The 13190-nt window shown below is 63.3% G+C and carries 16 protein-coding genes; 9 read left to right on the top strand and 7 right to left on the bottom strand.

Annotation, left to right across the window (positions count from 1 at the left end):
- Positions 1 to 528 (top strand): RNA pyrophosphohydrolase, encoded by a 528-nt coding sequence (locus V8U06_RS23985; protein ID WP_427142820.1) that lies wholly within the window; start codon positions 1 to 3, stop codon positions 526 to 528.
- 53 nt (positions 529 to 581) lie between these two features.
- Here V8U06_RS23985 and bfr read toward each other — a convergent pair whose 3' ends face one another.
- Both bfr and V8U06_RS23995 read right to left on the bottom strand, forming a co-directional pair.
- A complete protein-coding gene (gene bfr / locus V8U06_RS23990) occupies positions 582 to 1067 on the bottom strand; it encodes a bacterioferritin (RefSeq protein WP_226921574.1) in 486 nt (161 codons plus the stop codon).
- A complete protein-coding gene (locus V8U06_RS23995) occupies positions 1033 to 1344 on the bottom strand; it encodes a (2Fe-2S)-binding protein (protein WP_427142821.1) in 312 nt (103 codons plus the stop codon). Before V8U06_RS23995 ends, bfr begins: the two co-directional genes overlap by 35 nt.
- Before the next feature lie 368 nt (positions 1345 to 1712).
- On the opposite strand from V8U06_RS23995, the gene V8U06_RS24000 reads away from it, so the two are divergent.
- Entirely contained in the window at positions 1713 to 2147 is a 435-nt protein-coding gene (locus tag V8U06_RS24000; protein WP_226921569.1) for a metallopeptidase family protein, read from the top strand.
- 67 nt (positions 2148 to 2214) lie between these two features.
- Here V8U06_RS24000 and V8U06_RS24005 read toward each other — a convergent pair whose 3' ends face one another.
- Together V8U06_RS24005 and V8U06_RS24010 are read right to left on the bottom strand one after the other, a co-directional pair.
- The gene (locus V8U06_RS24005) at positions 2215 to 2421 is read right to left on the bottom strand and encodes a DUF1737 domain-containing protein (RefSeq protein WP_160786199.1); all 207 of its coding nucleotides are present in this window, start codon (positions 2419 to 2421) and stop codon (positions 2215 to 2217) included.
- Positions 2418 to 3329, bottom strand: a complete 912-nt coding sequence (locus V8U06_RS24010; protein ID WP_427142822.1) for an HpcH/HpaI aldolase/citrate lyase family protein — start codon at positions 3327 to 3329, stop codon at positions 2418 to 2420. Before V8U06_RS24010 ends, V8U06_RS24005 begins: the two co-directional genes overlap by 4 nt.
- A 107-nt stretch (positions 3330 to 3436) precedes the next feature.
- Here V8U06_RS24010 and V8U06_RS24015 point away from each other — a divergent pair, with 107 nt between their 5' ends.
- The 5 genes from V8U06_RS24015 (at position 3437) to V8U06_RS24035 (ending at position 6918) form a co-directional block, all read left to right on the top strand.
- The gene (locus V8U06_RS24015) at positions 3437 to 3685 is read left to right on the top strand and encodes a hypothetical protein (protein ID WP_427142823.1); all 249 of its coding nucleotides are present in this window, start codon (positions 3437 to 3439) and stop codon (positions 3683 to 3685) included.
- A 157-nt stretch (positions 3686 to 3842) separates the two neighbouring features.
- A complete protein-coding gene (leuD, locus tag V8U06_RS24020; RefSeq protein ID WP_427142824.1) occupies positions 3843 to 4448 on the top strand; it encodes a 3-isopropylmalate dehydratase small subunit in 606 nt (201 codons plus the stop codon).
- 4 nt (positions 4449 to 4452) lie between these two features.
- Entirely contained in the window at positions 4453 to 4833 is a 381-nt protein-coding gene (locus V8U06_RS24025) for a RidA family protein (protein WP_427142825.1), read from the top strand.
- A 164-nt stretch (positions 4834 to 4997) separates the two neighbouring features.
- Positions 4998 to 6107, top strand: coding sequence for a 3-isopropylmalate dehydrogenase (gene leuB / locus V8U06_RS24030; protein ID WP_427142826.1), 1110 nt, complete (start codon positions 4998 to 5000; stop codon positions 6105 to 6107).
- 121 nt (positions 6108 to 6228) lie between these two features.
- Positions 6229 to 6918 (top strand): phosphatase PAP2 family protein, encoded by a 690-nt coding sequence (locus tag V8U06_RS24035; RefSeq protein WP_427142827.1) that lies wholly within the window; start codon positions 6229 to 6231, stop codon positions 6916 to 6918.
- A 57-nt stretch (positions 6919 to 6975) separates the two neighbouring features.
- On the opposite strand, the gene V8U06_RS24040 is transcribed toward V8U06_RS24035, so the two are convergent.
- Positions 6976 to 8865, bottom strand: coding sequence for an MFS transporter (locus tag V8U06_RS24040; protein WP_427142828.1), 1890 nt, complete (start codon positions 8863 to 8865; stop codon positions 6976 to 6978).
- A gap of 483 nt (positions 8866 to 9348) precedes the next feature.
- Between V8U06_RS24040 and V8U06_RS24045 the strand changes: the two genes are divergently transcribed.
- Positions 9349 to 10383 carry an aspartate-semialdehyde dehydrogenase gene (locus V8U06_RS24045; protein WP_226921552.1) on the top strand — a complete coding sequence of 345 codons (1035 nt, stop codon included), beginning with the start codon at positions 9349 to 9351 and terminating at the stop codon, positions 10381 to 10383.
- Between the two features lie 224 nt (positions 10384 to 10607).
- Positions 10608 to 11429, top strand: coding sequence for a lytic murein transglycosylase (locus V8U06_RS24050; RefSeq protein WP_427142829.1), 822 nt, complete (start codon positions 10608 to 10610; stop codon positions 11427 to 11429).
- A gap of 54 nt (positions 11430 to 11483) precedes the next feature.
- Here V8U06_RS24050 and V8U06_RS24055 read toward each other — a convergent pair whose 3' ends face one another.
- Positions 11484 to 12125, bottom strand: a complete 642-nt coding sequence (locus V8U06_RS24055) for a carbonic anhydrase (RefSeq protein ID WP_226921548.1) — start codon at positions 12123 to 12125, stop codon at positions 11484 to 11486.
- Positions 12126 to 12222: 97 nt separating this feature from the next.
- Entirely contained in the window at positions 12223 to 13098 is an 876-nt protein-coding gene (gene pdxY / locus V8U06_RS24060; protein WP_427142830.1) for a pyridoxal kinase PdxY, read from the bottom strand.
- Between the last annotated feature and the right edge of the window lie 92 nt (positions 13099 to 13190).

Below are 13190 nucleotides of genomic sequence, written 5' to 3' on the forward strand. Positions count from 1 at the left end.
ATGGGCAAGGAAAAGGACAAGGTGATAAGGGCCGAGGATCTGCCCTATCGCCCCTGCGTCGGCATCATGGTGCTGAACGCCGAGAACAAGGTCTGGGCCGGCCGGCGCATTCCCGTCGGCAATTCGGAATATGACGGTTCGCCGCAACTCTGGCAGATGCCGCAGGGCGGCATCGACAAGGGCGAGGATCCGCTGGAGGCCGCCTATCGCGAGCTCTACGAGGAAACCGGCATCAAAAGCGTTTCGCTGATCGCCGATGCCGGCCGCTGGATCAACTACGACCTGCCGGCCCATCTTCTCGGCATCGGCCTCAAGGGCAAGTATCGCGGCCAGACCCAGCGCTGGTTCGCCTTCCGCTTCGAGGGGGCGGAGAGCGAAATCGCCATCAACCCGCCGCCCGGCGGCCACGACCCCGAATTCGACGCCTGGGAATGGAAGGCGATGCGCGACCTGCCGGAGCTGATCGTGCCCTTCAAGCGCAAGGTCTATGAAGAGGTCGTCGCAGCCTTCGCGCATCTGGCGCCCTGAAACAAAAAACCCCGGCAAGGCCGGGGTTTTCCGTATCTGCAGCGTCGCAAGCCTTATTCGGCTTCGTTCGCCGGGGCCGCGTTGAGCTGGCCGTATTTCGCTTCGCCGATCTTGTCGAGCAGTTCCAGCTGGGTTTCGAGGAAGTCGATATGACCTTCCTCGTCCATCAGCAGCTCTTCAAAGAGCTTCATGCTGACATAGTCGCCGGCCTGGTAACAGATGTCGCGCGACTTCTTGTAGGCCGTGCGGGCGTCGTATTCGCCGGCAAGGTCGGCTTCCAGCACTTCCTTGACGTTCTGGCCGATGCGCATCGGCGCGACGGTCTGAAGGTTCGGATGGCCTTCGAGGAAGATGATGCGGGCGACGAGCTTGTCGGCATGCTGCATCTCTTCGATCGATTCGGCGCGCTCCTTCTTGGCGAGAAGCGTGTAACCCCAATCTTCCAGCAGGCGATAGTGAAGCCAGTACTGGTTGACGGCACCCAGCTCGAGATAGAGCGCTTCGTTAAGCTGCTCGATGACTTTTTTGTCGCCTTTCAAGGTCCGCTCTCCTGTTATCTTCATGGAATTGTTTGAGGCGGGCCATGAAATCAAAAATCTCGGCATCCGTCGAGTCGCCCCGGGCGTGATACTGCTCGGTGGTGCGGATGATGATATCGACGACATTGGGGAAGCAGCCGCAGCAACGGCCGCGCTTCTGCATCGCGTGGTAGACTTTCGCAGGCACGATAAGCTGCCAACAGTCCTCGTCGAGGAGGGTGTTGATCACGTCGACGATTTCTTTTTCGGTGATGAAGTTGCAGCTGCAAACCAGCATTTCGTCTTGCCTGCCATACGCAAAGTACTGACTTTCCGGGATTAAGCAAAAGAGGACCCTGATTGTCAAGAATGAACAGGTCAGTCTTGCCGACTCAAAATCTTAGACTCGTTCCAATCATGACTGAAAATATCGCCTTTTCAGGCGCTTACTCGCCCTTCGGTGCGCAGCGCAAAAGTGCGGGTGCGGCAAACTGACCGATCACGTTTTATTGCGCCTCGCCCGGCCAGCCGGCTTTGCCCACCCATCCCGCAACCAGGCCGAATCGCGCCCGAGGCCCGGTTTCCTCGGACGACGCAGGGGCGGCATGCAAATTCGACCCTCGAAAATTGTGGGAAATCGTCTATATGACGGGCAAAGGAGAGCCCATGGCCCGCATTGACCAGACCGAGGATTGGCGCAACCGCCATGCCCCGACCATCAGCACGTTCGAGTCCCTGGCGCTGGAGGCCTATGGCCACCTGCCGGAAGAATTCCGTGCGCTGACGGGCAACCTCATTATCGAGATCGCCGAATTCCCAAGCGACGACGTTTTCGAAGACATGGCGCTGGAAACGCCCTTCGACCTGCTGGGCCTCTTCGAAGGCCGCGGCATCAGCGAGCGCTTCACCGTCGAGACCGGCGAGATGCCGAACCGCATCACCCTCTATCGTCGCCCGATCCTCGACTATTGGGCCGAAAACGAAGAAACGCTCGGCGACATCGTCACCCACGTCCTCATCCACGAGATCGGCCACCATTTCGGCCTGTCGGACGATGACATGGAGCGCATCGAGGCGAGCGTCGAGATCGCGGCGGGTTAAGTGGGCGGGCCAAGCCCGCCCATGACGACGAAAGGAAACAGGCCCGGAGGCCTGAACCGCCCGTCCTCTATTGCTCCGATAGCTTGATATCAGGCGTATATTCCTTGCCCGGCACGTCCTTCACCACGGCCTGGCCGCACTGCATGATCTTTGCCTCGGCATTGTAGGCATAGGTGGGCGAGCCGTGCAGCTCCCAGCCCTTGTTCAGCGCCAGCGTGACCTTGTGGCAGAACGAGGCGTCGTCCGGAGCGGTCAGGAAGCGATAGACTTTCATGCGTTCTTCTTTCTCTCGTTGATGAGGTCGGCCTTGGCTATGGTGCGCTGGGCCTGGTCGGCGTGAAGCTTTTCGACCATGCGGCCCGCGATGCTGACCACCGCCTTGCCGGCATTGTCCGGCGCGGCGAAGGCGGCGACCACGGCAAGCGCCTCGGCGGCCTCGGCCTCGCTCACGCCATAGGCATCGTTGGCCGGAGTGATCTGCGCGGGATGGATCAGCATCTTGCCGTCGAAGCCCATCTGGCGGCCCTGAAGACATTCGGCCGCAAAACCGTCGACATCGGCAAAATCGTTGAAGACGGCGTCGATGACATCGAGCCCGGAAGCCCGTGCCGCCACGACCACCTGCAGCAGCAGCGGCACGAGGAAGGGACGGCCGGGGATGTCGGCGATGCCGGTTTCCTTGCGCAGGTCGTTGAGACCGACGACGAAGCAGTCGAGCCGGCCGCCATGGGTGCGGCCCGTTTCGGCGATGGCGGCAAGGTTGAGAAGGCCGGCAGCCGTCTCGATCATCGCCCAGAGCCGCGGGCCGTCGTCGGCGCCGGCCTCGGAAAACCAGTCGGCGACGGTGAGCACATCCTGCGGTTCGCAGACCTTCGGCAGCAGAACGGCATCCGGCATGCAGTCGAGCACCGTTTCGAGATCGAGAGCGCCGTCAGGGCCATCGAGGGAATTGATGCGGATGATGTGCTCGCGGCCCGACGAACGGTCGAGCTTGCCGAAATGCGCGGCCAGCGCCGCCCGTGCCTCCGCCTTCTTTTCGGGCAGGACGGAGTCCTCGAGATCGAAGATGATGGCGTCGCACTCGAGCGTCGCCGATTTGGCGAGCGCGCGCGCGTTGACGGCGGGAACGGTCAGCACCGAGCGGCGCAGGCGAAGCGGGTGATGATGGGGCGTCCTGTTCATCCCCCTTTGTGCCGCGCTTTGCCGCAGGCCGCAAGCGCTGCGAAATTCGGCCTTGCAATGGACAAAATCGGCCCCCACATTGTTTACCAGAGAAAGGGCAAATCAAAATGCAGCGCATCCGCTCCATCGTCTTCACCGTCTTCGCCATGCTGGTCGCCGGGGCAACCGTCGTGTTCGCCGCCTCGATCGGCCTTGCCATCGCCGGCATCGTCGCCGTGCTGATGCTCGGTTCCATGCTGGCTGCCAAGCTCCAGCCGGCGCCGGTCCGCGCGACCGCCCGCGCCGACCGCAGGCCTCCCGGCCAGCGCGAGCCGCGCATCTGGAACGACGGTCGCGGTACGATCATCGACCTCTGAGTCGAGACCTTCCCTCCGGAAGGAACGACCGGGCGCCTGCTTGCGCCCGGCATTTGCGCTTGACGCCCCGCTTTTCCGAAGATTCTCCTTCAAATCCCGGAAAAACTGATCTAAACGCTTGCACCAACCGACATCACCGCATTCCGAGGGTCCTGCCATGGAAAAGTTCGTCAAGCTGACCGGCGTCGCCGCGCCGCTTCCCGTCGTCAATGTCGACACGGACATGATCATTCCGAAGGACTATCTCAAGACGATCAAGCGCACCGGTCTCGGCAAGGGCCTCTTTGCCGAAGCGCGCTACAACGAGGACGGCAGCGTCAACGAAACGTTCGTGCTGAACAAGCCGGCCTACCAGAATGCCACGATCCTCGTCGCCGGCGACAATTTCGGCTGCGGCTCCTCGCGTGAGCATGCGCCGTGGGCCCTGCTCGACTTCGGCATCCGCTGCGTCATCTCCACCAGCTTCGCCGACATCTTCTACAACAACTGTTTCAAGAACGGCATCCTGCCGATCGTCGTCAGCCAGGACGACCTGGACAAGCTGATGGACGACGCCAGCCGCGGCTCCAACGCCATCCTGACGGTCGACCTGGAAACCCAGGAAATCACCGGTCCCGACGGCGGGCGCATCGGCTTCGAAATCGACGCCTTCCGCCGGCACTGCCTGCTGAACGGGCTCGACGATATCGGCCTGACGCTGGAAAAGGCGACCTCGATCGACACGTTCGAGAAGCAGGCCGCGACCTCGCGTCCCTGGGCATAAGACGATGCGCCGGCTGATCTCGTCCGGCTCCCCCTTCGAGGCGACGGCGGGCTATTCGCGCGCCGTCATCCAGGGCGACTGGTGCTTCGTCTCCGGCACGACCGGCTACGACTATGCCAGCATGACCATGCCCGACAGCGTCGAAGACCAGACACGCAACTGCCTTGCCACCATCGGCAAGGCCCTGCAGGATGGCGGCTTCTCCTTCGCGGATGTGGTGCGCTGCCACTACTATGTCACCGACGCCACCTTTGCCGACCGCGTCTTCCCGATTCTCGGCGAGACCTTCGGCACGATCCGCCCCGCAGCCACGATGGTGGTCTGCGATCTCATCCGCCCCGAAATGCTGATCGAGATCGAAGTCACGGCGCTCCGCGGATCCTAGGCGTTTCCGCCGCCCCCAGTGCAAAACCGGCACACACTTTCCTGGCGCCACTTGCGCCGAAAGACGAACGTGTTTGCGCAAAATTCTTTCTTTTCGGCGATTTTCCTTGAACGGAAGTTGCGCTAAGAAGCGCGCAACCCTTCCGTGACATCAAGGAAAATCCCATGACAGCGCGTAACCTCCTCCTTCTGCCCGGCGACGGCATCGGCCCGGAAGCCATGGCGGAAGTCCGCAAGATCATCGCCTATATGAACGCCGAATGCGGTGCCGGTTTCACCACCGACGAAGGCCTCGTCGGCGGCTCGGCCTATGACGCCCATGGCGTGGCGATCTCGGAAGGCGACATGGAGAAGGCGCTGGCGGCCGACGCCGTGCTGTTCGGCGCCGTCGGCGGTCCGAAATGGGATGCGGTTCCCTACGACGTGCGTCCGGAAGCCGGCCTTCTGCGCCTGCGCAAGGACCTCAAGCTCTTCGCGAACCTGCGTCCGGCCATCTGCTATCCGGCACTCGCCAACGCGTCCTCGCTGAAGCCGGAACTGGTCGAAGGCCTCGACATCCTCATCGTGCGCGAGCTGACGGGCGGCGTCTATTTCGGCGAGCCGAAGGAGATCATCGATCTCGGCAACGGCCAGAAGCGCGGCATCGACACCCAGGTCTACGACACCTACGAGATCGAGCGCATCGCCGGCGTCGCCTTCGAGCTGGCCCGCACGCGCCAGAACCGCGTCTGCTCGATGGAAAAGCGCAACGTCATGAAGTCGGGCGTGCTCTGGAACCAGGTGGTGACGGAAACGCACAAGCGTAGCTATTCCGACGTGCAGCTCGAGCACATGCTGGCCGATGCCGGCGGCATGCAGCTCGTGCGTGCGCCCAAGCAGTTCGACGTCATCGTTACCGACAACCTCTTCGGCGACATGCTTTCCGACGTCGCCGCCATGCTGACCGGCTCGCTCGGCATGCTGCCGTCCGCCTCGCTCGGCGCGCCGGACGCCAAGGGCCAGCGCAAGGCGCTCTACGAACCCGTGCACGGCTCGGCACCGGACATTGCCGGCAAGGGCATCGCCAACCCGATCGCCATGATCGCCTCCTTCGCCATGTGCCTGCGTTACTCGTTCAACATGGTCAAGGAAGCCGACAACCTGGAAAAGGCGATCGCCGACGTGCTCGACAGCGGCATCCGCACCGGCGACATCATGGCCGAAGGTTGCTGCAAGGTCGGCACCGCGGACATGGGCGACGCCATCCTCGCTGCCTTCAAGGCACTCTCGGCCTGAGCCGATCCCATCGCTGAAAAGGCTCCCGGCGCACCCGCTCCGGGAGCCTTTTTCATTTCACGCCCTTGAAAAGCCGCCGGCCGCCAGCACATGGAGGCAACGCCGATTTCAAGGGATGCCCATGAACCGATCGCTCGCGACCTCCTCGCTCTGGATTCTTGCCGCCACGGCAATACTCGTCGTCGCGCTGGTTCCCTTCGATCCCCTGATCTCGCAACGCGCTCAGGGGCTTCCGGAGGTCATCGTCACCGTGAACAGGCGCATCACGGATTTCGGCACGTTCAGCTGGATGATCTACGGCTCCGGCCTCATCGTCATCCTCGCCTATATCCTGCACCGGATGAGCGGCAGCGAGACACTGGCGGGAAGGGCGAGAACCGCCTGGCGGCTGTCGCTCTATTTCTTCCTGACGATCGGGGCGACCAGCGCGCTGGTGCATCTCGTCAAGCTTGTCGTCGGCCGCGCCCGACCGGCACTTTTTGCCGAGCACGGCGCCTACAGCCTGACGCCGTTCGCCTATGACGATCTCTATTCCAGCTTTCCCTCCGGCCATTCGGCGGCCGTCGGCGCCTTCTTCGGCGCCTTCTCCATGGTCGCGCCGCGGCTGCGGCCGCTCTTCCTGATGGGCGCGCTGACCATTGGCCTTTCGCGCATCATCGTGGGCGCGCATTATCCGAGCGACGTGGCGGCCGGCCTGCTGCTCGGCCTGTGGACCGCCATCGCCACCGCCTTCGTCTTCGCCCGGCAGGACTGGCTCTTCCGCTTCGACGAACGCGGCTGGCCGCTGCCGAAATCGTTTCTTCCAAAATGAAGAACCCGGCCCGCGTTGCCGCGGGCCGGGTCGCCATGAACTATCGGAAGGGGGAGATCAATCCATGGCGTGGATGTCGCGGTCCTTCGTTTCCGGCAGGAAGAGAAGGCCGATGACGAGGGTGATGCCCGCGAAGACGATCGGGTACCAGAGGCCGTAGTAGATATCGCCCTGGGCCGCGCTCATTGCGAAGGCCGTCGCCGGAAGCAGGCCGCCGAACCAGCCGTTGCCGATATGGTAGGGCAGCGACATGCCGGTGTAGCGGATGCGGGTCGGGAAGAGTTCGACCAGCAGGGCGGCGATCGGGCCATAGACCATCGTGACGTAGATCACGAGCACGCTCAGCACGGCGATGATCGTGATCCAGTTCACGTTGGCCGGATCGGCGACCATGGTGTAGGCGCCGCCGCCGGCAATCGTGTAGACGGCCATGTCCGTGACGCCATTGGCTTCATCGGCCGTCAGCAGCTTGCCGGAGACGAGATCGGCGGCCGGCATGGTCGCCTTTTCACCCGCACGGATGGCGGCTGCGTCGAGCTTCAGTTCCGGGTTGGCGGCGACGAAGGCGTCGAGCTTGGCGTCCGGAACCTTGGCAGCGCCGCGCACCAGCGGATAACCCGCATCGTGAAGCGCCATGTTGGTCTGCTTCTGGAAGGCCGCATCGAGACCCTTGGCCTGGTCGCCGGCTGCGACGGCGTCGTAGCTGGAGATCGTCTGTTCGCCGATCTTGACCGTGGCGGCCGTGCCGGCAGCCGCCGTCGAAACGACGTCATAGGGCACCGAGTTGCGGGTCAGGAACGACGTCGCGATATCGCACGAGGTGGTGAACTTCGCCGTGCCGGTCGGGTTGAACTGGAACTTGCAGTCGCCGGGGGCCGCGGTCACGGTCGCGCGGACCGTGTCCTGTGCCGTGGCGAGCGCGGGGTTGCCGGCCCAGGTCAGCGCCTTGAATAGCGGGAAATAGGTCAGCATGGCGAGCAGCAGGCCGGCCATGATGATCGGCTTGCGGCCGATCTTGTCCGACAGCCAGCCGAAGAAGACGAAGAAGCCGGTGCCGATGAGCAGCGAGGCGGCAACCATCAGGTTGGCCGACTGACCGTCGACCTTCAGGACGCCCGTCAGGAAGAACAGCGCGTAGAACTGGCCGGAATACCAGACGACGGCCTGACCGACGACGGCGCCGAACAGCGCGAGCAGCGCAATCTTGGCATTGCGCCACTGGCCGAAGGCTTCCGTGAGCGGTGCCTTGGAGCCCTTGCCCTCTTCCTTCATCTTCGCGAAGGCGGGGGACTCGTTCATCTTCATGCGGATCCAGACGGAAACGCCGAGCAGGACGACCGAGACGAGGAACGGAATGCGCCAGCCCCAGGCCGCGAAGGCTTCCTTGCCGAGGATGAACTGCACCGCCAGGATGACCACCAGCGACAGGAACAGGCCGAGCGTCGCCGTCGTCTGGATCCAGGAGGTGAAGTAACCGCGCTTGCCGTCCGGCGCATGTTCGGCGACATAGGTCGCGGCACCGCCATATTCACCGCCGAGCGCCAGACCCTGCAGCATGCGCAGGAGGATCAGGATGATCGGCGCGGCAATGCCGATGGTGGCAGCGCCAGGCAGGAGACCCACGACGAAGGTCGAAAAGCCCATGATGAGGATGGTGACGAGGAAGGTATACTTGCGGCCGACAAGGTCGCCGAGGCGGCCGAACACCAGCGCGCCGAACGGGCGCACGAGGAAGCCGGCAGCGAAAGCGAGCAGCGCGAAGATGTTGCGCGTCGTTTCCGGATACTGGCTGAAGAAGGTGGCGCCGATATAGATCGCCAGCGAACCGTAAAGATAGAAATCGTACCATTCGAAGACGGTGCCGAGCGACGAGGCGAAGATCACCTTCTTCTGCTCGCCCGTCATGGGCGCCGACTTGGCGTTGCCCACGGTCGAAACATTAGCCATTTGTTTGTCCTCCACAAAAACGGCGTAGCGGGGCAGCCCAGGAATGGTCCGGAATTTCTCCCTAAAACGCCGGACGGGGTGCGCCTGATGAAAGGATGGCAGAAAACGCCGTGTGACATCAGCGCTGCTTTGGACTTATGACTTTGGATGTACGACTTAAGTCGCGGGCGGATGTATTTGCGCGATGCAGCACGGAAGGCTTGACTCTTCGGCAGATCGGCGTATTCACGTCGCACGCAAAGGAACCGCCATGTACCGCTATGGGATTGCCATCGCCCGCATGATCGCTCCGGCCTTCAACGCCGGACGGGTTCGCCATTGCGTATCGATTTCCAAAACAACGGCCAAAACGACGACGAAAACCGTCTGACGTCTCTGGCCCACCGCTCTCTCCCCGGTATGGCCGGGGACCGAAACCCGCGTCGAGGCCGGCGGGTTTCCCCTCCTGAACCCGCGGAGAGACAGAGAAAGAGAGCTTTAGTCATGGGTTTCAAGATCGCAGTCGCCGGCGCGACCGGCAATGTCGGCCGAGAAATGCTGAATATCCTTTCCGAGCGCGGTTTTCCGGCTGACGAAGTCGTTGCGCTCGCTTCCGCCCGTTCGCAGGGCACCGAAGTCTCCTTCGGCGACAGAACGCTGAAGGTGCAGAACCTCGAAAACTACGATTTCTCCGACACGGACATCTGCCTGATGTCGGCCGGCGGTTCGGTGTCGCAGAAGTATTCGCCGAAGATCGGCGCGCAGGGCTGCGTCGTCATCGACAACTCCTCGGCCTGGCGCTACGACGCCGACGTGCCGCTGATCGTTCCGGAAGTGAACCCCGACGCCATCGCGCAGTTCACCCGCAAGAACATCATCGCCAATCCGAATTGCTCGACCGCCCAGCTCGTCGTCGCGCTGAAGCCGCTGCATGACCGCGCCACCATCAAGCGCGTCGTCGTGTCGACCTACCAGTCCGTATCCGGCGCCGGCAAGGACGGCATGGACGAGCTCTTCAACCAGACCCGCGCCGTCTTCGTCGCCGATCCGATCGAATCGAAGAAGTTCACCAAGCGTATCGCCTTCAACGTCATCCCGCACATCGACGTCTTCATGGAAGACGGCTACACGAAGGAAGAGTGGAAGGTTCTCGCCGAGACCAAGAAGATGCTCGACCCGAAGATCAAGGTGACCTGCACGGCCGTGCGCGTCCCGGTCTTCATCGGCCACTCCGAATCGGTCAACATCGAGTTCGAGAAGGAAATCACCGCCGACGAGGCGCGCGAGATCCTGCGCGAAGCGCCCGGTTGCCAGGTCATCGACAAGCACGAGAACGGCGGCTACATCACCCCGTACGAATCGGCCGGTGAAGACGCCACCTACATCTCGCGCATCCGCGAGGACGCGACCGTCGAAAACGGCCTCAATCTCTGGGTCGTCTCCGACAACCTGCGCAAGGGTGCCGCCCTCAACGCCATCCAGATCGCGGAGCTGCTCGTCGCCCGCGGTCTGATCAAGGCGAAGAAGCAGGCCGCCTGATTTTTGGGAAGGACCGTTTTTCCGCATTCCGGCAGGATGTGGCAACGATCTCTTAACCCAATTTAAATAAAAGTCCCGGTTGTTCCGTTTGAGAACAATCGGGACTTCGCTTTGAACCGGTCCGGCCAGTGTCGCCGGCAAGGGTTTACGGCATGGTGCGATGACAGGAACAGGGGAGCATGCCATGCTCCCGCAGCGGAATTCACGAGATCACGGGGTTTTTCATGGGCATGATCAAGAGCGTGGCCAAGGTTCTGGCCGCAATGATCGCCACGGCGGCGGTACCGGCAGCGGCACAGGCCGCCAAGTGCGGCAACGATGCGGGCGGTTTTCCGGCCTGGGTCGAAGCGTTCAAGGATGAGGCAGCCGGTCGCGGCATCAGCCGCGGAACGCTCGACAAGGCCTTCGCCAATGTCAGCTATGCCCGCGCCACGATCCGCGCCGACCGCGGCCAGAAGAGCTTCAAGCTCTCGCTCGACCAGTTCATGCAGAAGCGCGGTGGCAAGGCCATCATCAGCCGCGGCAAGAGCATGAAGAAGCAGAACGCCGCGCTCTTCCAGCGCATCGAGAGCCGCTACGGCGTTCCCGCCGGCCCGCTCATCGCCATCTGGGGCATGGAAACCGGCTTCGGCGGCTTCCTCGGCAAGGAACACACGCTTTCGGCCGTCGCGACGCTTGCCTATGACTGCCGCCGCTCTGACTATTTCACGAACCAGCTCTATGCCGCCCTGCAGCTCGTGCAGAACGGCACGCTGAGCACCACGGCGCGCGGTGCCGCGCATGGCGAAATCGGCCAGACCCAGTTCCTGCCGGCGAACGTGCTGAAATACGGCGTCGACGGCGACGGCAACGGCCGCATCGACCTCGTCGGCTCCAAGGCCGACGCGCTCGCCTCCACGGCGAACTTCCTGCGCGGTCACGGCTGGAGCGCCGGCGGTGGCTACCAGCCGGGCGAAGGCAATTTCGGCGCCCTGCAGGGCTGGAACGCAGCCAGCGTCTACCAGCGCGCGATCGCCATCATCGGTGCGGAAATCGACGGCAACTAAGCCGGCTCTCTTCGACAAAAAGCCCGGCGCGGGAAACCGTGCCGGGCTTTTTCGTTATGCGCTCGGGCGCTTGAAATCGCCGGTCGCGGCATCCATGATCCAGAGCTCGCCGGTCGAAATGTCGAACCAGGCGCCGTGCAACTGGATGCGGCCCTTTTCCTCCAGGATGCGCACACAGGGGAACGTCCTTAGATTGGCGATGGAATTGCGGATGGAGACGCGTTCGAGGGCGCGTTGGCGTTCGCCCTGCGTCAGGATTTCCGCACCCTGGATCTGCTCGGCGACGGGCTTCAGCATGCCCATCCACTTGCCGATGAAATCGCCCGGCGACAGCGGCTCGGCATCGGGATCGAGCGCGGCGGAGATGCCGCCGCAGCGGCCGTGGCCCATCACGAGGATATCGGTGACCTTGAGCGATTGCACAGCGAATTCGAGCGCCGCGGAGGTGGCGTGGAACTGGCCGTCCGGCTCATAGGGCGGCACGAGGTTCGCGACGTTGCGCACGACGAAGAGTTCGCCCGGCCCGCTGTCGAAGATCGTCTCCGGCGCGGCGCGGGAATCACAACAGGCGATGACAAGGGTCTTCGGCTTCTGGCCGGTCTCGGCCAGCGCCCTGTAGCGCGCCGACTGTTCGGCATAACGGCCGGACATGAAATTGCGGTAGCCATTCAGGAGACGATCGGGAAAGCGGTTCATGCGTCGGAATACCCCCGTGATACGATCTGCCGGACGAGGCTCCATCCGGCTTGACGCATAAACCATTCCGAAGGGCAGGGCGCAAGACCGGATCGCGTTACGGCCGGCGCGTTTGCGCCGGATGCATGAGGCGGCGCATGTGCACCATGGCCATCGGGGTCGAGATGCTGGACGCGTCCTGCTCCAGCGTCAATTCGTCGGCGCCGCGCTTGGCGGTGCGCGCGACGATCTCGAAAACGCTGGCCGTCGCGCTCATCAAAGCGCGCTCGTCGGCCAAGCCCTCCATCACCCGCGAGAGGAAAATGGCCGACAGCAGGTCGCCGGTGCCGTTCGGCGGGTTGGGCACGAGGCGGTGTTCGGCCAGAAGCGCGCTGCGGCCGGACAGATAGAGGTTGCCGGTGCTGCCGACCATCAGCGGATGCGCCGACGTGACGAGCATGCGAGCCGGACCGAGCGACAGCGCCGCGTCGACGATCGCCGCATTGGTCTCCAGCGGCGCACCGGCGAGCCAGGACAGTTCGAAGCGGTTCGGCGTGGCAATGGAGGCGAGCGGGATCAGGTTGTCGCGGATCGCCACCGCCGTCTCCTCCGGCACATAGAGGCCACGCTCGTCGCCGCAGACGGGATCGCACATATAGAGAAGGTCGGGATTGTCGGCCCTGAGGCTCTCGACAAGCCGCGCCACCGAGCGGGCCTGGTCCGCACTTCCGAGATAGCCGGTCAGCACCGCCTTCACCTCGCCGCGCCAGGGCGCGCGAATGAGATCGGAAACGACCGCGTCGAAGTCGTCGGCCGCGAGCGGAATGCGGGTCGCGCGGCCATGGCCGGGATGCCAGGGCAGGATGACGGTGGGCAGCGCCCAGACAGGGTGGCCGAGCGTTTCGAGTGCGAAGACAGCGGCGCGGTTGCCCACCGTTCCACGCACCACATGGCTCGAAATGACGATGACCGTGCCCTTGTCGCTGTCGTGCATAGCCGGCTCCCTTCGCTTGGCCGAAGTGATCGCAAGGGGGTCCTTTTCTGTCAACATTCGGTTCCCTTGGGAAATGACCGGATTGAGCGGTT

This window comes from Shinella sp. G-2 (genome assembly GCF_050172695.1).
Classification (GTDB): domain Bacteria; phylum Pseudomonadota; class Alphaproteobacteria; order Rhizobiales; family Rhizobiaceae; genus Shinella.

Excerpts from the sequence above, each read along its gene's own strand:
- V8U06_RS24035 (WP_427142827.1), top strand. The coding sequence starts at position 6,229 with ATGAACCGATCGCTCGCGACCTCCTCGCTCTGGATTCTTGCCGCCACG.
- V8U06_RS23995 (WP_427142821.1), bottom strand. The coding sequence starts at position 1,344 with ATGCTGGTTTGCAGCTGCAACTTCATCACCGAAAAAGAAATCGTCGAC.
- V8U06_RS24050 (WP_427142829.1), top strand. The coding sequence starts at position 10,608 with ATGGGCATGATCAAGAGCGTGGCCAAGGTTCTGGCCGCAATGATCGCC.
- V8U06_RS23985 (WP_427142820.1), top strand. The coding sequence starts at position 1 with ATGGGCAAGGAAAAGGACAAGGTGATAAGGGCCGAGGATCTGCCCTAT.
- V8U06_RS24010 (WP_427142822.1), bottom strand. The coding sequence starts at position 3,329 with ATGAACAGGACGCCCCATCATCACCCGCTTCGCCTGCGCCGCTCGGTG.
- V8U06_RS24025 (WP_427142825.1), top strand. The coding sequence starts at position 4,453 with ATGCGCCGGCTGATCTCGTCCGGCTCCCCCTTCGAGGCGACGGCGGGC.
- V8U06_RS24040 (WP_427142828.1), bottom strand. The coding sequence starts at position 8,865 with ATGGCTAATGTTTCGACCGTGGGCAACGCCAAGTCGGCGCCCATGACG.
- V8U06_RS24005 (WP_160786199.1), bottom strand. The coding sequence starts at position 2,421 with ATGAAAGTCTATCGCTTCCTGACCGCTCCGGACGACGCCTCGTTCTGC.
- V8U06_RS24055 (WP_226921548.1), bottom strand. The coding sequence starts at position 12,125 with ATGAACCGCTTTCCCGATCGTCTCCTGAATGGCTACCGCAATTTCATG.
- V8U06_RS24000 (WP_226921569.1), top strand. The coding sequence starts at position 1,713 with ATGGCCCGCATTGACCAGACCGAGGATTGGCGCAACCGCCATGCCCCG.
- V8U06_RS24015 (WP_427142823.1), top strand. The coding sequence starts at position 3,437 with ATGCAGCGCATCCGCTCCATCGTCTTCACCGTCTTCGCCATGCTGGTC.
- leuB (WP_427142826.1), top strand. The coding sequence starts at position 4,998 with ATGACAGCGCGTAACCTCCTCCTTCTGCCCGGCGACGGCATCGGCCCG.
- leuD (WP_427142824.1), top strand. The coding sequence starts at position 3,843 with ATGGAAAAGTTCGTCAAGCTGACCGGCGTCGCCGCGCCGCTTCCCGTC.
- V8U06_RS24045 (WP_226921552.1), top strand. The coding sequence starts at position 9,349 with ATGGGTTTCAAGATCGCAGTCGCCGGCGCGACCGGCAATGTCGGCCGA.
- pdxY (WP_427142830.1), bottom strand. The coding sequence starts at position 13,098 with ATGCACGACAGCGACAAGGGCACGGTCATCGTCATTTCGAGCCATGTG.